The 14,277-nt window shown below is 47.3% G+C and carries 11 protein-coding genes and 1 tRNA gene; 4 read left to right on the top strand and 8 right to left on the bottom strand.

The window, feature by feature from the left end; translation table 11 throughout:
- Window positions 1–295 precede the first annotated feature (295 nt).
- The 8 genes from MmiEs2_RS03965 to MmiEs2_RS03930 form a co-directional block, all read right to left on the bottom strand.
- Complete coding sequence (locus MmiEs2_RS03965) at window positions 296–1,288, bottom strand: ankyrin repeat domain-containing protein (protein WP_316560128.1); 993 nt, start codon at window positions 1,286–1,288, stop codon at window positions 296–298.
- 23 nt (window positions 1,289–1,311) lie between these two features.
- Window positions 1,312–1,572: a hypothetical protein gene (locus tag MmiEs2_RS03960; RefSeq protein WP_316560127.1), complete on the bottom strand. Its 261-nt coding sequence runs from the start codon at window positions 1,570–1,572 to the stop codon at window positions 1,312–1,314.
- Between the two features lie 55 nt (window positions 1,573–1,627).
- Entirely contained in the window at window positions 1,628–3,214 is a 1,587-nt protein-coding gene (locus MmiEs2_RS03955) for an ankyrin repeat domain-containing protein (RefSeq protein WP_316560126.1), read from the bottom strand.
- A gap of 10 nt (window positions 3,215–3,224) precedes the next feature.
- Window positions 3,225–4,796: an ankyrin repeat domain-containing protein gene (locus MmiEs2_RS03950; RefSeq protein ID WP_316560125.1), complete on the bottom strand. Its 1,572-nt coding sequence runs from the start codon at window positions 4,794–4,796 to the stop codon at window positions 3,225–3,227.
- Entirely contained in the window at window positions 4,796–5,326 is a 531-nt protein-coding gene (locus MmiEs2_RS03945) for a tetratricopeptide repeat protein (RefSeq protein WP_316560124.1), read from the bottom strand. Before MmiEs2_RS03945 ends, MmiEs2_RS03950 begins: the two co-directional genes overlap by 1 nt.
- A 91-nt stretch (window positions 5,327–5,417) precedes the next feature.
- Window positions 5,418–6,908, bottom strand: coding sequence for a DUF4261 domain-containing protein (locus MmiEs2_RS03940; protein ID WP_316560123.1), 1,491 nt, complete (start codon window positions 6,906–6,908; stop codon window positions 5,418–5,420).
- Window positions 6,909–7,174: 266 nt separating this feature from the next.
- Window positions 7,175–8,638 (bottom strand): NADPH-dependent glutamate synthase, encoded by a 1,464-nt coding sequence (gene gltA / locus MmiEs2_RS03935; RefSeq protein ID WP_316560122.1) that lies wholly within the window; start codon window positions 8,636–8,638, stop codon window positions 7,175–7,177.
- Window positions 8,639–8,673: 35 nt separating this feature from the next.
- On the bottom strand, window positions 8,674–9,552 hold the full coding sequence (locus MmiEs2_RS03930) for a sulfide/dihydroorotate dehydrogenase-like FAD/NAD-binding protein (protein ID WP_316560121.1): 879 nt from the start codon (window positions 9,550–9,552) through the stop codon (window positions 8,674–8,676).
- A 267-nt stretch (window positions 9,553–9,819) separates the two neighbouring features.
- Here MmiEs2_RS03930 and MmiEs2_RS03925 point away from each other — a divergent pair.
- The 4 genes from MmiEs2_RS03925 to rpoB all read left to right on the top strand — a co-directional run bounded on the left by MmiEs2_RS03925 (window position 9,820) and on the right by rpoB (window position 14,276).
- Window positions 9,820–9,896: transfer RNA gene (locus tag MmiEs2_RS03925), tRNA-Lys, on the top strand.
- A 201-nt stretch (window positions 9,897–10,097) separates the two neighbouring features.
- Window positions 10,098–10,340: a DNA-directed RNA polymerase subunit H gene (locus MmiEs2_RS03920; protein WP_316560120.1), complete on the top strand. Its 243-nt coding sequence runs from the start codon at window positions 10,098–10,100 to the stop codon at window positions 10,338–10,340.
- A gap of 412 nt (window positions 10,341–10,752) precedes the next feature.
- Entirely contained in the window at window positions 10,753–12,441 is a 1,689-nt protein-coding gene (locus MmiEs2_RS03915; RefSeq protein ID WP_316560229.1) for a DNA-directed RNA polymerase subunit B'', read from the top strand.
- On the top strand, window positions 12,441–14,276 hold the full coding sequence (gene rpoB / locus MmiEs2_RS03910) for a DNA-directed RNA polymerase subunit B (RefSeq protein ID WP_316560228.1): 1,836 nt from the start codon (window positions 12,441–12,443) through the stop codon (window positions 14,274–14,276). The genes MmiEs2_RS03915 and rpoB overlap by 1 nt, the downstream gene beginning before the upstream one ends.
- The last annotated feature ends 1 nt before the right edge of the window (window position 14,277 follow it).

Here is a 14,277-nt window from a genome sequence, read left to right as displayed (position 1 = left end):
CTTTTCGGGGTTAATTCGTTTTAAAAATGACTTTTTGAAACTAATTTCTTTAAAATTATACCTTTTAGGGGATATTTTCTCAAAATGTTTGTTCATTATACCTCTTTGGGGTCATTTTTGAATTTTAACACTCAATTTCAAAGAAAAATCTAAATTTTATACCATATCGGGATTAATTTCGGTGAATTGTAGTTTAAAATAGTAGGAATGAAAGTGAAAAAAAAGTAAAATGAAAAGAAAGTTGAAATAAAAAATAAAGCTGAAAAGAAAAATGAAAATTAAGACTTTTAAAATCTCAATTTTCAGCCCCTGCCATAATCAACATTTCAACAATTTCGGTAAATCCTGACTCACTTGCGTAAGACAAAGCGCTCTGCTGCGCGTTATCAATCGCGTTGACATCCGCTTCGTTTTCAATCAGCAAGGCAACGAAATCGTTGTTGCCGCGCGATGCTGCGATAATCAAAGGTGTTTCCGAATCTTCGTTCTTGAAATTGACATTGGCGCCGGCTTTTATCAAAGCGTTTCCGATAAACCTGTTCCCCATTGCCGCCGAATAATGAAGCGGGGAACTACCGTCAAGAAGTTTTAAATTCGCGTCGGCGCCGTTTTCAAGAAGCAATTCAACCAAATGGATGTTGGAATTCATCGCGGCGAGAATAAGCGGTGATTCGCCGCTGTCGTTTAATTCATTGACGCTGTCCTTGCTTTTGCTCAAAAGCGCGATCACGACTTCGCTTTGCCCGGCGGCGACAGCCTGATGGAGCGGGGTGTTTCCGTAATTGTCTTTTTGAGACATTCCGGCTTCGCCGTCGGCAAGAAGTGCGATAATGTCGCGAAGGCCGGCGGATGTCGCGTAATCCAAAGCGTTGTGATTGCTGTTGTCTTTGATCGTTTTGTCTGCGCCGAGCGAAAGCAATTGGCGCGTAATTTCTGATTTGCCGGCGGCAACCGCGTAAATGAGCGGCGTTTTTCCGCCTTTGTCAGTCGCGTTAATGTCCGCGCCGTTTTCCGTTAAAATTGTAATAATCTCTTTGTTTCCGGTTTTTGAAGCGGCATGAAGCGGTGTTGCGCTGACATTATTGGCAAGCCCCGCGTCCGCGCCGTTTTCAATCAAAAGTTTCACGATGTCGCGCGCGCCTTTTTGCGCCGCGTAATAAAGCGGCGTGTTGCCGCTTGCATCACGTTTGTCATAATTGATGCCGCCTTTTTTGACGAATGTTTCAACAACGCCTTTCTGCCCGTTTTTACAGGCGTTTAAAAAAATGTTGTCCATGTTTGCTCCCATTATTTCACCTTTTATTTTTTGATTTATTTTTTATTTGTAAGTGTGATTTTGTAATTAATTCTACTGTTATTTTTGTGCTGCTTGGGTGATGCTTGTGTCTGCGTGGCGGTTTGTGTTTCTGCGTGGCGGTTTGCGTTTCTGCGTGGGGTGTGGTTTGCGTTGCGCGTGTACCCTGTCGTGCATTTCCGCGTGCATCTGCTCTTTTTCATGGCAGCCGTTCGCTTCGCGAACGTGGTGCCGTTTGCCGTTTGCGCCGCCGCGCGCGGACCGCTCCGACTTTCCAAAATCGATTGAAACCCACCTCGAATTTTATTTCAAATATTGAATCCGGTCGGGATTTTACATTTTCGATAACAAAAACTTCACAAGCGGCTCATTATTCTTTTCTGTCGCGTAATCCAATGCCGTTTTTCCGTCGTTGTCAACGTGGTCGGCTTTCGGGTTTCCGACATCAAAAAGGTATTCTGCCATTTGTTTTGCGCCGGTTGTGCTGCGGTTGTTTGCCGCGTAAATGAGCGCCGTCTTTCCGAATTTGTCGATTGCTTCGACATCCGCGCCGGCTTCCAAAAGCGCAATCTGCTGATTTTCAATCACATCAAAATCCGACGCGCAAATGTTCATCAGCGGCGTTGTTCCGTCCAAATTCGGCAAATCAATGTTGGGGTTGTATTCCATAACAATGTCAATCACGTGGCTTTTTAAACGGAACCCGTTGTAGCCGGTTCCGACCGCCGCGCGGCACGCCAAATTCAAAAGCGTTTCCCCTTTGTTTGTCACAATTTCGTTGATGTCAAAACCGCAGTCTGTCAAGCTTTTTAAAATCCTTGCCGGCCGTTTTTCTTCAAAAACTTTCAGATTCGTTCGAATGCTCGCATCCGTCGTAAAGAAATAAGCGACGGCCGCTCTTTCGTCGCTGTCTTTGAAACTCGGATCCGCGCCGTTTTCAAGAAGCAGCGAAACCGCGTCCGCGTCAAAATTTTCAACCGCAACCGCAAGCGCGGTTTTTCCTTTCGTCCGATGATCTTCGTCGCCGGCGATTTCATTCGGATCCGCGCCGAGTTTCAAAATCGCGCGGACTGCTTCATAATCCTTCTTCTCAACCGCTTTATGAAGCGTCATCGAACCCGACTGAATAATCAGCTCCTGCATCTCCGAGTCTTCGCTTTCCGAATACGTTCCCGAAAGAAGCGCCGCCATTTTTTTATCCTCACTCTCAATCGCAAAATCAAGCGCCGTTTTCCCGTATTCATTCTTTTCCGTCGGGTCAACGCCCGCATCCAAAAACGCTTTCGCCGTCAAAAAATAACTCTCAACAACCTGCTTTTGCTTCAAATAATCCGCTTCATATTCCGAAAGCTGTTTTTCATGCGGCGACGAAGGCATTTCCTTCTCCTTCTCAGCCTTTCGGTCATAATCGCGCTTCGCGTAACCGAGCGACGAAATTTCGTGGCGAACATGCTCGGCCGCGAAATGAATGCCGGTGTAGCCGTTCTTTCCGAGACCGTTTAACTTCGCGCCTTTATCTGCAAGCGCTCTTACGAATTCATAATTACCCGAATCTCCGGCGACATGATAACAAGCGTTTCCGTCATCGTCTTTTCGAAGAACGCTGACCTTCCCGTCCAAAAGCAAAATCGCTGTTTTGTAAATCGCCTCCGGCGCCGGCTGAAATTCCCGGCGGTCGCCCTTTGCCAAAAGATGCAGCGGCGTTTCATTGTATTTGTTAAAAACCGCAGCTTTCGCGCCCGCATTCAATAAATATTCAACCGCTTCAAAATCCGCGTACTTCGCGGCGATATGAAGCAGCGAATTGCCGCTGTAATCGTCGGCAAAATCAACATCTTCCGCCGATTTGTAAAGCGCCATGATCTCTTCACGCGGCGTTTCTTTTTTCGAATAAAGCTTGGTTATGTCATACATTTGCATTTTAAACACCTTAAATCTTGGAAAGCAAAAGCTTCACCAGCATTTCATTATCATTCTTCGTCGCGTAATCCAACGCCGTTTTTCCGTCATTGTTGACCGCGTTTGGAAGCGTGTCGCCGAAATCAAACAGCAAATCCGCAATCTGTTTCGCATCCAATTTGTTCGAATTCCGCGCCGCGCAAATCAGCGGCGTGTTTCCCGATCCATCCGAAACATCTGTCCGCGCGCCGTTTTCAAGAAGTGTCAAGAGAACGGATTCAATTTCTTTAAATTCCAAAAGGCACGCGCCCATTAAAGCCGTTTGCCCGAAACGGTTCGCTGCGTTCACATCAACACCGAACCGAATCATTTCATCAATCAAAATATTTCTTAAAATTAAATTGTTATACCCCGGCGACCGATTCGGAGACCAACAAGCGCACGTTAAAACTGTGTTGAAATCGTCATCCACCGTATCGTTGATGTCAAGTCCCGCGTCAATCAGCATTTGAATCGCTTTTTGCGCTTTCTTTTCGGTAAACACATCGGTGTTGACATTCAGCGCGGTAATGTGTGAAAACATATATGCGGCAGCCGTTCTTCCGTTTCCGTCCTTGAAATTCGGATCCGCGCCGGCCGCAAGCAAAATTTCCATGCATTCCGTATTAATCACGCGCGCGGCAACGGCAAGCGGTGTCATTCCCTTAAACCGTTCTTCATCGCTGATTTCATTGACATCTGCGCCGAGCGTAATCACGGCGGAAACGGCTTCCAAATCACAATTGATAACCGCTTCGTGAAGCGACATGCCGCCGGCTTTTGCCGCAAGGTCCGCGTTTTCGCCATCTTCCGTGTACGATCCGTCCAAAAGCGCCGCGATTTTGTTCGCGCCGCTGCCTTTTGCGATATCAATCGGCTTTTGATGATTATTGTTGGTATCGTCCGGATCCACGCCGCCGTCCAAAAAGGCCTTGGCCGTTTTAAAAAACTCTTCCAAATAATCCTGCGCGATTTCCAGTTCCCGCTCCAATTCCTCCATGCTGCGCCAGCTTTTGGAAGGAACATTCGGATTTTCCGCTTTCTTTTGATCGAGAAACTTCTGCGCCAAATCGACTTTTTCAATCGCGCGGCGCGCGTTGTACGCGGCGATATGAAGACCGTTTTCGCCCTCGTCTGTCACGCCTTTTAAACGCGTCCCCTTGTCGCAGAACGCCTGCACGATTTCCCAGTTGCCGTCGCGGGCGGCGTGCAGGTAGCAGGTCTTTCCCGACTCGTCCTTCTTGTGCGGATTGGCTTTGGCATCCAAGAGGAGCATCGTTGCCGTGTACATGTTTCCGGCAGGCGGCCGATCGGAAATGTGATCGTTTTTCGCTAAAATGTCCAAAGACGTGTTGCCGTATGTATCCGCCGCATTCGGATCCGCGCCGTTTTTCAAAAAAATCTCCATCAATTCAACATCCGCGAATTTCGCCGCGACATGAAGCGGCGTGTAGCCGTTTGAATCCGTTTCGGAAACATCGGCGGATTTGCATAAATCGACCAATTCGGCGCGAGATAAATTCGCCGTCTTAAAATAAAATCTGAAAATTTCACTGCACGCCATTAAACCACGCCTTTGTTTTTCTGCGCTTCCGCAACGGCGGCTTGAACGTTTTTGTAATTCTTTTCAAGCGGCTGCAACGCGGCCGCGTAAGTCAAAACCGCGTCCCAATTTTCGGCGGCGGTGGAAAGGTCGATTAAAAGGCGCAAAATGTTTCTCTTTGCGGCATCCGGAAGCAAACCCGGAAGTTTTTCCGGCATCGGTTTCAAATAATCTGTTTGTCCGCTTTCGGATTGTGCCAAATTTGTAAACGTGCTTTGCGCCGTCAACGGATTTTTCATAACCGGCGCTTTTTTCTTAATCGCCGATAAAGCTTTTTCAAGTTTTTCAATCGCCGGTTGGGTTTCGCCGGCAAAATAATGACAAAGCCCTAAATTATATTGAACGGCGACTTGATTCTCATCCGCCGCCAATTTTGAAAATAATAAAAACGCGTCGGCATAAGCGCCGTTTTGCATCAGCAAAACGCCGTTTTCAATTAATTCCGCCGGATTTCCCGCGTTTCCGATACTTGGTTTGTTTTCTCCGAGCATTTGAATTCTCCGTTATTTTTTCCGATTTATTTTCCGATTTGTTTTTTTTAGTTTTCGATTTACTTTTCGTTTTTTCAATCGTTTTTGAAAATTAATAATCAATTTTCATCGTGAATCCGTCAAGCGCGATACCTTTCGATCTTGTAATCTTTAATTTCTGATATTCCGTAAAACCGATGGTTTCGCCGTCTTGAAGCGTAATGTCACCCGATAAAATATAATAAACAATATCAATTAAAAAATCGTGAATGGTTTCAGGCATTGCCGTGCTTTCCAAAATTTCAATCTCTTCTTTTCCGAACATCCGAAGGCCGTAAGTGTATCCGCTTGTTCCCTTTTCGTTTGCATAAACGCCGAAATAAATCCAATTCAAAATCGGCAAATCGCCGTCATTCATCATTTCTGACACGTCAATGTAAAATTCCGGCTGAAAAACCGTTCCCGATGTGTATAAACCAATCGCGTTCTCCAATTTCAGACAGCTTGACGCGATTTTCGTAAACAGCTTTCCGGCTTCAAGCGCGGGCTGCCCGCGGTCCATGACGGCGAGCAAAATCTGCGCCTTGTGCGTCTTCACGGTTTCAACAGCGTCCGGCCATATGTAATTCGTTTCCGCGTAGTGTTCGGCCTCTCCATTCGGAATCGGTCCTTCAATCAGGCTGATTGCAACCATCATGCCGTCCGATTCAAAAACCAAAGCGTTTTCATCGACCGCATCCGGATCTTCCGCCTCTTCAATGATGGGGATGTCCCAATCGTTTTTCAAATTCGCTTTAATTTGTTCCGGATCAAAATCGTAAGAATTCAGCAAAACGAATCCGGCAAACGGTCCCGTTCTTGGCCCGTCTTCAAAAGGATCGTCTGGATTCAGGCCGCGCGCTTTCATTTCCTTTCTCATTTCATCTATCCAGGCTTCCCGAAGCATTTCAACAAGCGCAATCGCTTTTTCTTCGGCGGTGTCGGGGTCGTATTCTTCCATCTCGCTGAAAACGTGACCGCAATGATCCAAATCACGCCGGCCGTAGCCGCCGCAAACGCCGATCAGCCACGGCTCTTCTGCCGTTTTCTTGTATTTGTAAATGTAATAATGATAGCCGTGTAAATCAAATTCGCCGGCGCATTCTATTTTTTCCGGAACACAGCCGAGTTCGTTTTCATGCGACAGCCATTCCGTCATCTGCGCGAGCGCCGCCTCTTCCTGCTTCGGTTTAATTTCCGCGCCTTCTTTGATTTCTTCACGAATCCATTCCAAAAATTCCTGCGCGTCGCCGTCGCCCGGGTCGGATTTCAAAACACGCTCAAACGCTTTTTCGGCAAGCTCCAGCAAGTCCATGTAATAATACGCGTAACCGATTCGAAAATGCCACATCAGGTCATGTTTTCCTTCCTCTTCAACCGACAAAAGCAACTCCAGCGCTTTTTCATAATCTTCCATGTTATTGTAAGCGCGCGCCAGAAGCCCGATTAATTCATAATCTCTTTCATTTTCGGGAATTTTCGAAATCGTTTCAATAATCTGCGCGTGTTCGTCTTCGTCATGCCACGCGGCAATTTGATCCAAAAAGTCGGTTTGAGATGTCATATGAATTTCCCTTCAAAATAGTCTGTTCTTGAGTATTAACAGATGTCAAAATGTTTACATAACTTTATCCGTCGGTCTTAAAATTGAAGAAATGATGAAAAATTCTGGTTTTAAAAACGGAGTCCGTTTATAAAATACAAATAAAAATAAATGAAATTTTAAAAACCGGAATATAAAATCAAAATAAACAATAATTCAAAAACAAAAAAATTTAAAACAAACAATTCAAAGCAAAAAAATAAAAAGAAAATGATGAAAAATGGATTTCATTTTTTCATCAAATATTTGTCGATTTCTTCGGCCGCCTTTTTACCGGCGCCCATCGCTGAAATGACGGTTGCAGCGCCGGTGACGACATCGCCGCCTGCGAAAATATTTTCTTTCGTGGATCTTAAATTTTCGTCAACGACAATCGTTCCGCGTTTTGTTTTTTCAACGCCGGTCGCGCCGACGTAAATCAGCGGATTCGGGGACGTGCCGATTGCGATAATCACAACATCCGCATCAATCGTAAATTCCGATCCGGAAACTTCCTTCGGGCTTCTTCTGCCGGATTCGTCGGGCTCGCCGAGTTCCATTTTGATGCATTCGACGGCTTTGACATCGAATTTCCGTCCCTGCGGCGTTCCGTCGCCGTATTCGCCGATAATTTTCGTCGGATTCGCAAGCAAACAGAATTGAATGCCTTCATGTTTGGCGTGTTCGATTTCTTCGCGGCGCGCCGGAAGTTCTGCATCACTTCTGCGGTAGACGACGGTGACGTTTTCCGCGCCGAGGCGCAGCGCCGAGCGAGCCGCGTCCATCGCGACATTGCCGCCGCCGACAACGACGACGTTTTTGCCTTTTCGAATCATTGTGTTCGAATCAGACGCGTACGCTTTCATTAAATTCACGCGCGTTAAAAATTCGTTCGCGGAATAAACGCCGTTTAAATTTTCGCCCTCGATTCCCATGAAATTGGGAAGACCGGCGCCGGTTCCCAAGAAGACCGCGTCGTATTCTTCGGCGATTTCATCCAGCGTTTTAATTCTTCCGATCACGTAATCCGTTTTCAGTTCGACACCGAGTGCGAGAACATCGTCAATTTCGGCTTGAACGATGTCTTTTGGCAGTCTGAACGACGGAATGCCGTACGTTAAAACGCCGCCCGGAAGGTGCAGCGATTCAAAAATCGTGACTTTGTGTCCGGCTTTCGCCAAGTCCGCGGCGGCGGTGAGGCCGGCAGGGCCAGATCCTATGACAGCAACCGTTTTTCCGGTCGGCGCGCTGAGGCAGCCTGAATCAGGCGTTCCGTCTTTGATTTCCGTTCCGTCTCCAATCTTGCAGCTTCGGCCGCCGACGGATCTGAGCGTGTCAGCCGCGTATCTTTCCAATCGGCCGATGGCAATCGGTTCACCCTTCTTTCCGAGGATGCACAATTCTTCACATTGCGTTTCCTGCGGGCAGACGCGACCGCAAATCGCGGGAAGCATGTTTGTCTCAAAGAGTTTTTCTGCGGCTTCTTCGGGGTTTCCTTCCGCGATAAGTTTGATAAATTTGGGAATGTTGACATTCACCGGGCAGCCTTCCACGCAGCGCGGCACGCGGCACTGGATACAGCGCGAGGCTTCCGCGATGGCTTCTGCTGCCGTGTAGCCGAGCGCGACTTCATCAAAATTGTGCCGGCGAACTTTGGCCGGCTGTTCAGGCATCGCAATGCGGCCGGTTCTTTCTTTTTTCGTTGCAGTCATAAATTTCAAATCCTTATTCAATCATTTCAATCGGCTCAGTCAAGCTGCGCGCAGATGCCGGCGCATTCTTCGTCATATTTTTGAGACGCGTCCGCTTCATCTTTTCTGTAAATCATCAAGCGGTTCATGACGGTGTCAAAATCCACCAATCTGCCGTCAAATTCCGGACCGTCAACGCAGGCGAATTTCACTTCGCCGTCGACAACGACACGACAGCCGCCGCACATTCCGGTTCCGTCCACCATCATCGCGTTGATGCTGACGATGATTTCAACATCGGGGTAGTCTTTCATCATGTCGGTGGCGACTTTCATTAAAATCGGGGGGCCGATGACAACAACGCGGCCGATTCTTTCGCCTTCGTATTCGCCGGCGTTTTGTTTGTCCAAAAGCTCCTTGACGACTTCCGTTACAAAACCGTGGCGGCCTTTCGATCCGTCGTCAGTCGTAACATAATGCTCGTCGCTTGCGGCTTCGAATTCTTTTTCCATCATCAGCAAACTTTCGTTTCGGGCGCCGATGACGGTCACAACGCGGTTTCCGGCATCTTTGTAAGCTTGAATCTGCGGATAAATCGGCGCGATTCCGACGCCGCCGCCGACTAAAATGACCGTTCCGATTTTCTTGACATCCGCCGGTGTTCCGAGCGGTCCGACAAAGTCTGCCAAGCTTTCGCCGACTTCCATTTTGGTAATCTGCTTCGTTCCTTTTCCGAGCGCTTGCACCGACATCATAATCGTTCCTTTCTCTCTATCGATGTCGGCGATTGTCAGCGGAATTCTTTCACTGTCATCATACGCGCGGACGATGACGAATTGACCGGCTTTTGCAGCCTTGGCGACATCGGACGCGTCAATCACCATTTTCCAGACACCCGCGGCCATCTCTTCTTTTTCTAATATTTTAAAAGACATTTTCAATCACAAAAATTAATTTTCTGTTACGGTTTAATTAGTTTTCCGTAAATAAATAACGAAAAATTTGAAGAAATCATCATGATTCTTTTTATTTTTAAATATTTACATTCACTTTTAAGCAAAATCTTAAAATCTGATTCTTTATTATATACATTCCTCTTCCGAATCTTGCCAAACGACAAATCAGACTCGCAAGGCAAAACATATAAATATAACAAATATGTTGTTAGGTCTGCTTCAGATACGACAACAATTCATTCGAGGGGGCCCATAGCTCAGTCAGGCAGAGCGACTGGCTTTTAACCAGTCGGCCTAGGGTTCAAATCCCTATGGGCCCGCCATTTTTTTCATATTTGACAATTGATGATGGTAATCGTTTGTCATTTTGTTTTAAATTGATGTTTGACGGTATCGTTTCGCACTGAAATTCAAAATAAGATGAAATATATAAAAACAAACGCAATTCCAAATTTGTCGTCCGCAAACCACGTTTGCGCTGCAGCACAAATATGAATATTTATCTTTCTCACGGAGGAAAAGATTTGACATTTAAACTTCTTGATCATGAATCGGTCCCGCATCATGAAATTATCGGAGAAGAGGAAGTGGCCGTATTACTCGAAAAATACGCCATTGACAAGGAACAATTTCCGAAAATCAGATTCGATGACCCGATCGTCCTTGAAATCGGCGCCAAAATCGGCGAGGTTATAAAAATCGCGCGCAAAAGCCAGACTGCCGATGAATCTTTCTATTACAGGCTTGTCATCGACGCCGTTGTTTAAACGCGCGTTGATTTCTTTTGATATTGTTTGAAAACATTTGGGAAATTATTACTCTATTCATAATCGCCAGCATTCCCGTTACCAACGTCCGCCAAAAAACCGCATTATTCTCAACCGATCCGCAAAATGCCGCTGAAGCACGGCATCGTTTAATCGTCAGGTTCCGCACTTTTTTCTTTTGTCGTTATGCCGACCTGCCGAATGTTTGCGGTTTTTGAGAACTTGCACGGTTTATGAGTGTGATTGAGGTTTTTGATGCGAATTCGCTTTTATCGAAAAAATTCAATTCCCGTTTTTCAAACAAATTCGACGCTATCATATTTATTAACATTTCAAAAATTAAATCGAACAGACAGACGAATAAAAATTACTCAATAAGAGGGTGCTAACTATTACATTAGATACACGCGTCCTGACGAAATATTATTTCACACAAGATAAAATTGTACAGCATCATATCGATTCTTTCAATAAATTCTTGGACACAGGACTTCAGAAAATTATAGATGAACAGCAAATCATCGAAACGGATATCGAAGGAACCTATTTGAAGCTCGGAAAAATCCGCGTCGAAAATCCGGTCGTGAAAGAAGCAGACGGAGCGATTGAAAAGCTCTATCCGAACGAAGCGCGTCTTCGAAACCTTTCCTATTCCGCGCCGCTGTTCCTCCAAATGTCAGTCGTCAAAGGCGACCAGGAAACGCAGGACGAACCGATTGAAGCCAACATCGGACAGCTTCCGATTATGCTCAAATCCAAAGTCTGCAACTTAATCGGCATGATGGATGACGAAAAGATTTCAAACGGCGAAGATCCCCTCGACTGCGGCGGTTATTTCATTGTCGGCGGCACCGAACGTGTCGTTATGACTTTAGAAGACCTCGCGCCGAACAAAATTCTCACCGAATACGGCGAACGCTACGGCGACAAAATCGAAGTCGCGAAAGTTTTCTCTCAAAAGAAAGGCTACCGCGCGCTCGTTGTCGTTGAGCGCGGACGCAAGTCTTTGCTTGAAGTTTCTTTCCCGTCCATTACCGGAAGACTCAATTTTATCACGCTTATCCGCGCGCTCGGCATTGTCACTGACCAGGATGTCGTGACAGCCGTTTCAAGCGACCCCGAAATCGTGAAATTCATGCTTGAAAACTTAGACGAAGCCGAGGTTGACACGATGCAGGATGCGATTTCAAAGATCGGTCAGCGTGTCGCGGCAGGCCAGGCGCACGAATATCAGATTAAGCGCGCCAACTACGTTTTGGACAGATATTTATTGCCGCATCTCGGCGACAAACCCGAAGACCGCATTTCAAAAGCAAACTTCCTCGCCAGAATGGCCGAATCTTGCTTTGAACTCGCGCTCGGAAAACGCAATGAAGATGACAAAGACCACTATTCCAACAAACGCCTGAAACTTGCAGGCGACTTAATGGAAGACCTCTTCCGCGTCTCTTTCAACAAACTTTCTCGTGATATTAAATATCAGTTGGAACGCGCCAGCATGAGAAACAGAGAACTCAACGTCGCGACCATCGTTCGCGCCGACGTTTTGACCGACCGTTTGCAGCATCCGCTTGCAACCGGCAACTGGGTCGGCGGCCGAACCGGCGTTTCTCAGCTTTTGGACAGAAACGACCACATCTCCACGCTTTCTCACCTCCGCCGTGTGATTTCACCGCTTTCCCGCGCGCAGCCGCACTTCGAAGCCCGTGACTTGCATCCGACACAGTGGGGACGCCTCTGCCCGTCAGAAACCCCTGAAGGTCCGAACTGCGGTCTTGTGAAGAACTTTGCCGAAATGGTGGAGCTTTCAACAGGCGTTGACGACACAGATCCCATCAAACAGGCGCTTTACAATTTAGGCGTTGAGAAATTCCAGTTTATCCATCCCGAAATTATTGAAGTCGAATACGACAGCGCTGAAAAAGAAGAATTTGAAAGCGAATTCGAAGAAAAGGCAATCGGTATCAAGAAAACCGAAGGCGAATTCAGTGAAGACGAAGACGCGCTTCCCGAAACCGCAGCCGCGCCTGCCGAAAAGGAAGACGACATGGACGATGACTTCTTAGGCGGCATCGACTACGACGGGGGAATTGAAGAATGATGAACAGATCTAAAATTTTCTTGGACGGCGAACTCATCGGAACGCACGACGACCCGATGACGCTTGTTTCCAACATTCGTGAAATGAGACGAAAAGGCTACTTCTCCAAACAAGTCAACGTCGCTTTCTTGGAGCACACCGGCGAAGTTATCATTTCAGCCGACATCGGCCGCGCCAGAAGACCGCTTTTAATCGTTGAAAACGGTCAGATTCTCGTCACCGAAGAACACCTTGAAAAACTCAAAACCGGCGAACTGAATTTCGAAGATTTGATCGATCTCGGTCTCATCGAATATTTGGACGCAGAAGAAGAAGAAAACGCGTATGTCGCGCTTCGTGAAAGAGAATTAAACGAGCGCCACACGCACATGGAACTCTCACCCGATTTGATTTTGGGTATCTGCTCCGGTATGATTCCGTATCCGGAACACAATGCGGCCCCGCGTTGTACGATGGGCGCAGCCATGATTAAGCAGTGTATCGGCGTCTCAACGGCAAACCACAAGCTCAGACCCGACACGCGCGCAAACATTTTGCATTATCCGCAGCGCGCGATGACTTACACGCAGACTTGCGAATCCATCGGTTTCGATGACAGGCCGGCCGGTCAGAATTTCGTTGTCGCCATTCTTTCTTACGAAGGCTACAACATTGAGGACGCGCTCGTTTTCAACAGAGGCTCCATCGAAAGAGGTCTCGGCCGCAGTCACTTCGTTCGTACGTTCGAAGGCGAAGAACGCCGCTACCCCGGCGGTCAGGAAGACAAATTCGAAATTCCCGACTCCGAATACCGCGGCGCAAGAAGCGCCGAGTCTTACGCCGAGCTTGATGAAGACGGTTTGGTCAACCCCGAAACATATGCCGCGCCGAATGCGGTTTTGATCGGTAAAACCAGTCCGCCGCGTTTTCTTGAAGAAAATTCGGGCGGCCTTGATTCCGGTTTCAGTCAGCAAAGACGTGAAAGTTCCGTCACCATGCGTTCCAACGAAAAAGGTATCGTTGACAACGTTATTTTAACGGAATCCATTAACGGCACAAGACTCGCAAAAGTCAAAGTCAGAGACGAGCGTATCCCCGATATCGGTGACAAGTTCGCTTCCAGACACGGTCAGAAAGGCGTTATCGGCCTCAAAGTCAACATCGCCGACATGCCGTTCTCCGAATCCGGTTTATCACCCGACTTGATGATTAATCCGCACGCGATTCCTTCCCGTATGACGGTGGGACACGTTCTCGAAATGATCGGCGGAAAAGTCGGTTCCATGGAAGGACGCCGCATTAACGCGACAGCCTTCTCCGCCGCCGAAGAAAACGGCGACGATGAAGACAAGCTCAGAAGCACGTTGATGCAATACGGCTTTGCCCACACAGGCAAAGAAGTGTTCTATGACGGCGTGACCGGAAAAATGATCCCGGCAGACGTTTTCGTCGGTGTCATTCTTTACCAGAAACTCCACCACATGGTCACATCAAAAATGCACGCCAGATCCCGCGGTCCCGTTCAGGTGCTTACCAGACAGCCGACGGAAGGTCGTGCTCGTGAAGGCGGTCTTCGTTTCGGTGAAATGGAGCGTGACGTTTTAGTCGGCCACGGCGCTGCGATGTGTCTCAAAGAAAGATTATTGGAAGAGTCCGACAAGGATGAAGAGTATGTCTGCAGCAGCTGCGGTATGATTGCCACATTTGACAGACAGCGCAACATGGCCGTCTGCCCCAACTGCGGTGCCGACACCGACATTTACCTTGTTGAAATGAGTTATTCCTTCAAGCTCCTGCTTGATGAAATTAAATCCCTCGGCGTTGCGCCGAGAATGGAACTTGAGGATGCGGTGTAAT

Origin of the sequence: Methanimicrococcus stummii (assembly GCF_032594435.1) — an archaeon.
GTDB lineage: Archaea > Halobacteriota > Methanosarcinia > Methanosarcinales > Methanosarcinaceae > Methanimicrococcus > Methanimicrococcus stummii.
This window is presented reverse-complemented; position numbering and strand designations above follow the sequence as displayed.

Coding starts and splice junctions, on each gene's coding strand:
- MmiEs2_RS03945 (WP_316560124.1), bottom strand. CDS start 5,326: ATGCTCGGAGAAAACAAACCAAGTATCGGAAACGCGGGAAATCCGGCG.
- rpoB (WP_316560228.1), top strand. CDS start 12,441: ATGAACAGATCTAAAATTTTCTTGGACGGCGAACTCATCGGAACGCAC.
- MmiEs2_RS03955 (WP_316560126.1), bottom strand. CDS start 3,214: ATGCAAATGTATGACATAACCAAGCTTTATTCGAAAAAAGAAACGCCG.
- MmiEs2_RS03940 (WP_316560123.1), bottom strand. CDS start 6,908: ATGACATCTCAAACCGACTTTTTGGATCAAATTGCCGCGTGGCATGAC.
- gltA (WP_316560122.1), bottom strand. CDS start 8,638: ATGACTGCAACGAAAAAAGAAAGAACCGGCCGCATTGCGATGCCTGAA.
- MmiEs2_RS03950 (WP_316560125.1), bottom strand. CDS start 4,796: ATGGCGTGCAGTGAAATTTTCAGATTTTATTTTAAGACGGCGAATTTA.
- MmiEs2_RS03930 (WP_316560121.1), bottom strand. CDS start 9,552: ATGTCTTTTAAAATATTAGAAAAAGAAGAGATGGCCGCGGGTGTCTGG.
- MmiEs2_RS03965 (WP_316560128.1), bottom strand. CDS start 1,288: ATGGGAGCAAACATGGACAACATTTTTTTAAACGCCTGTAAAAACGGG.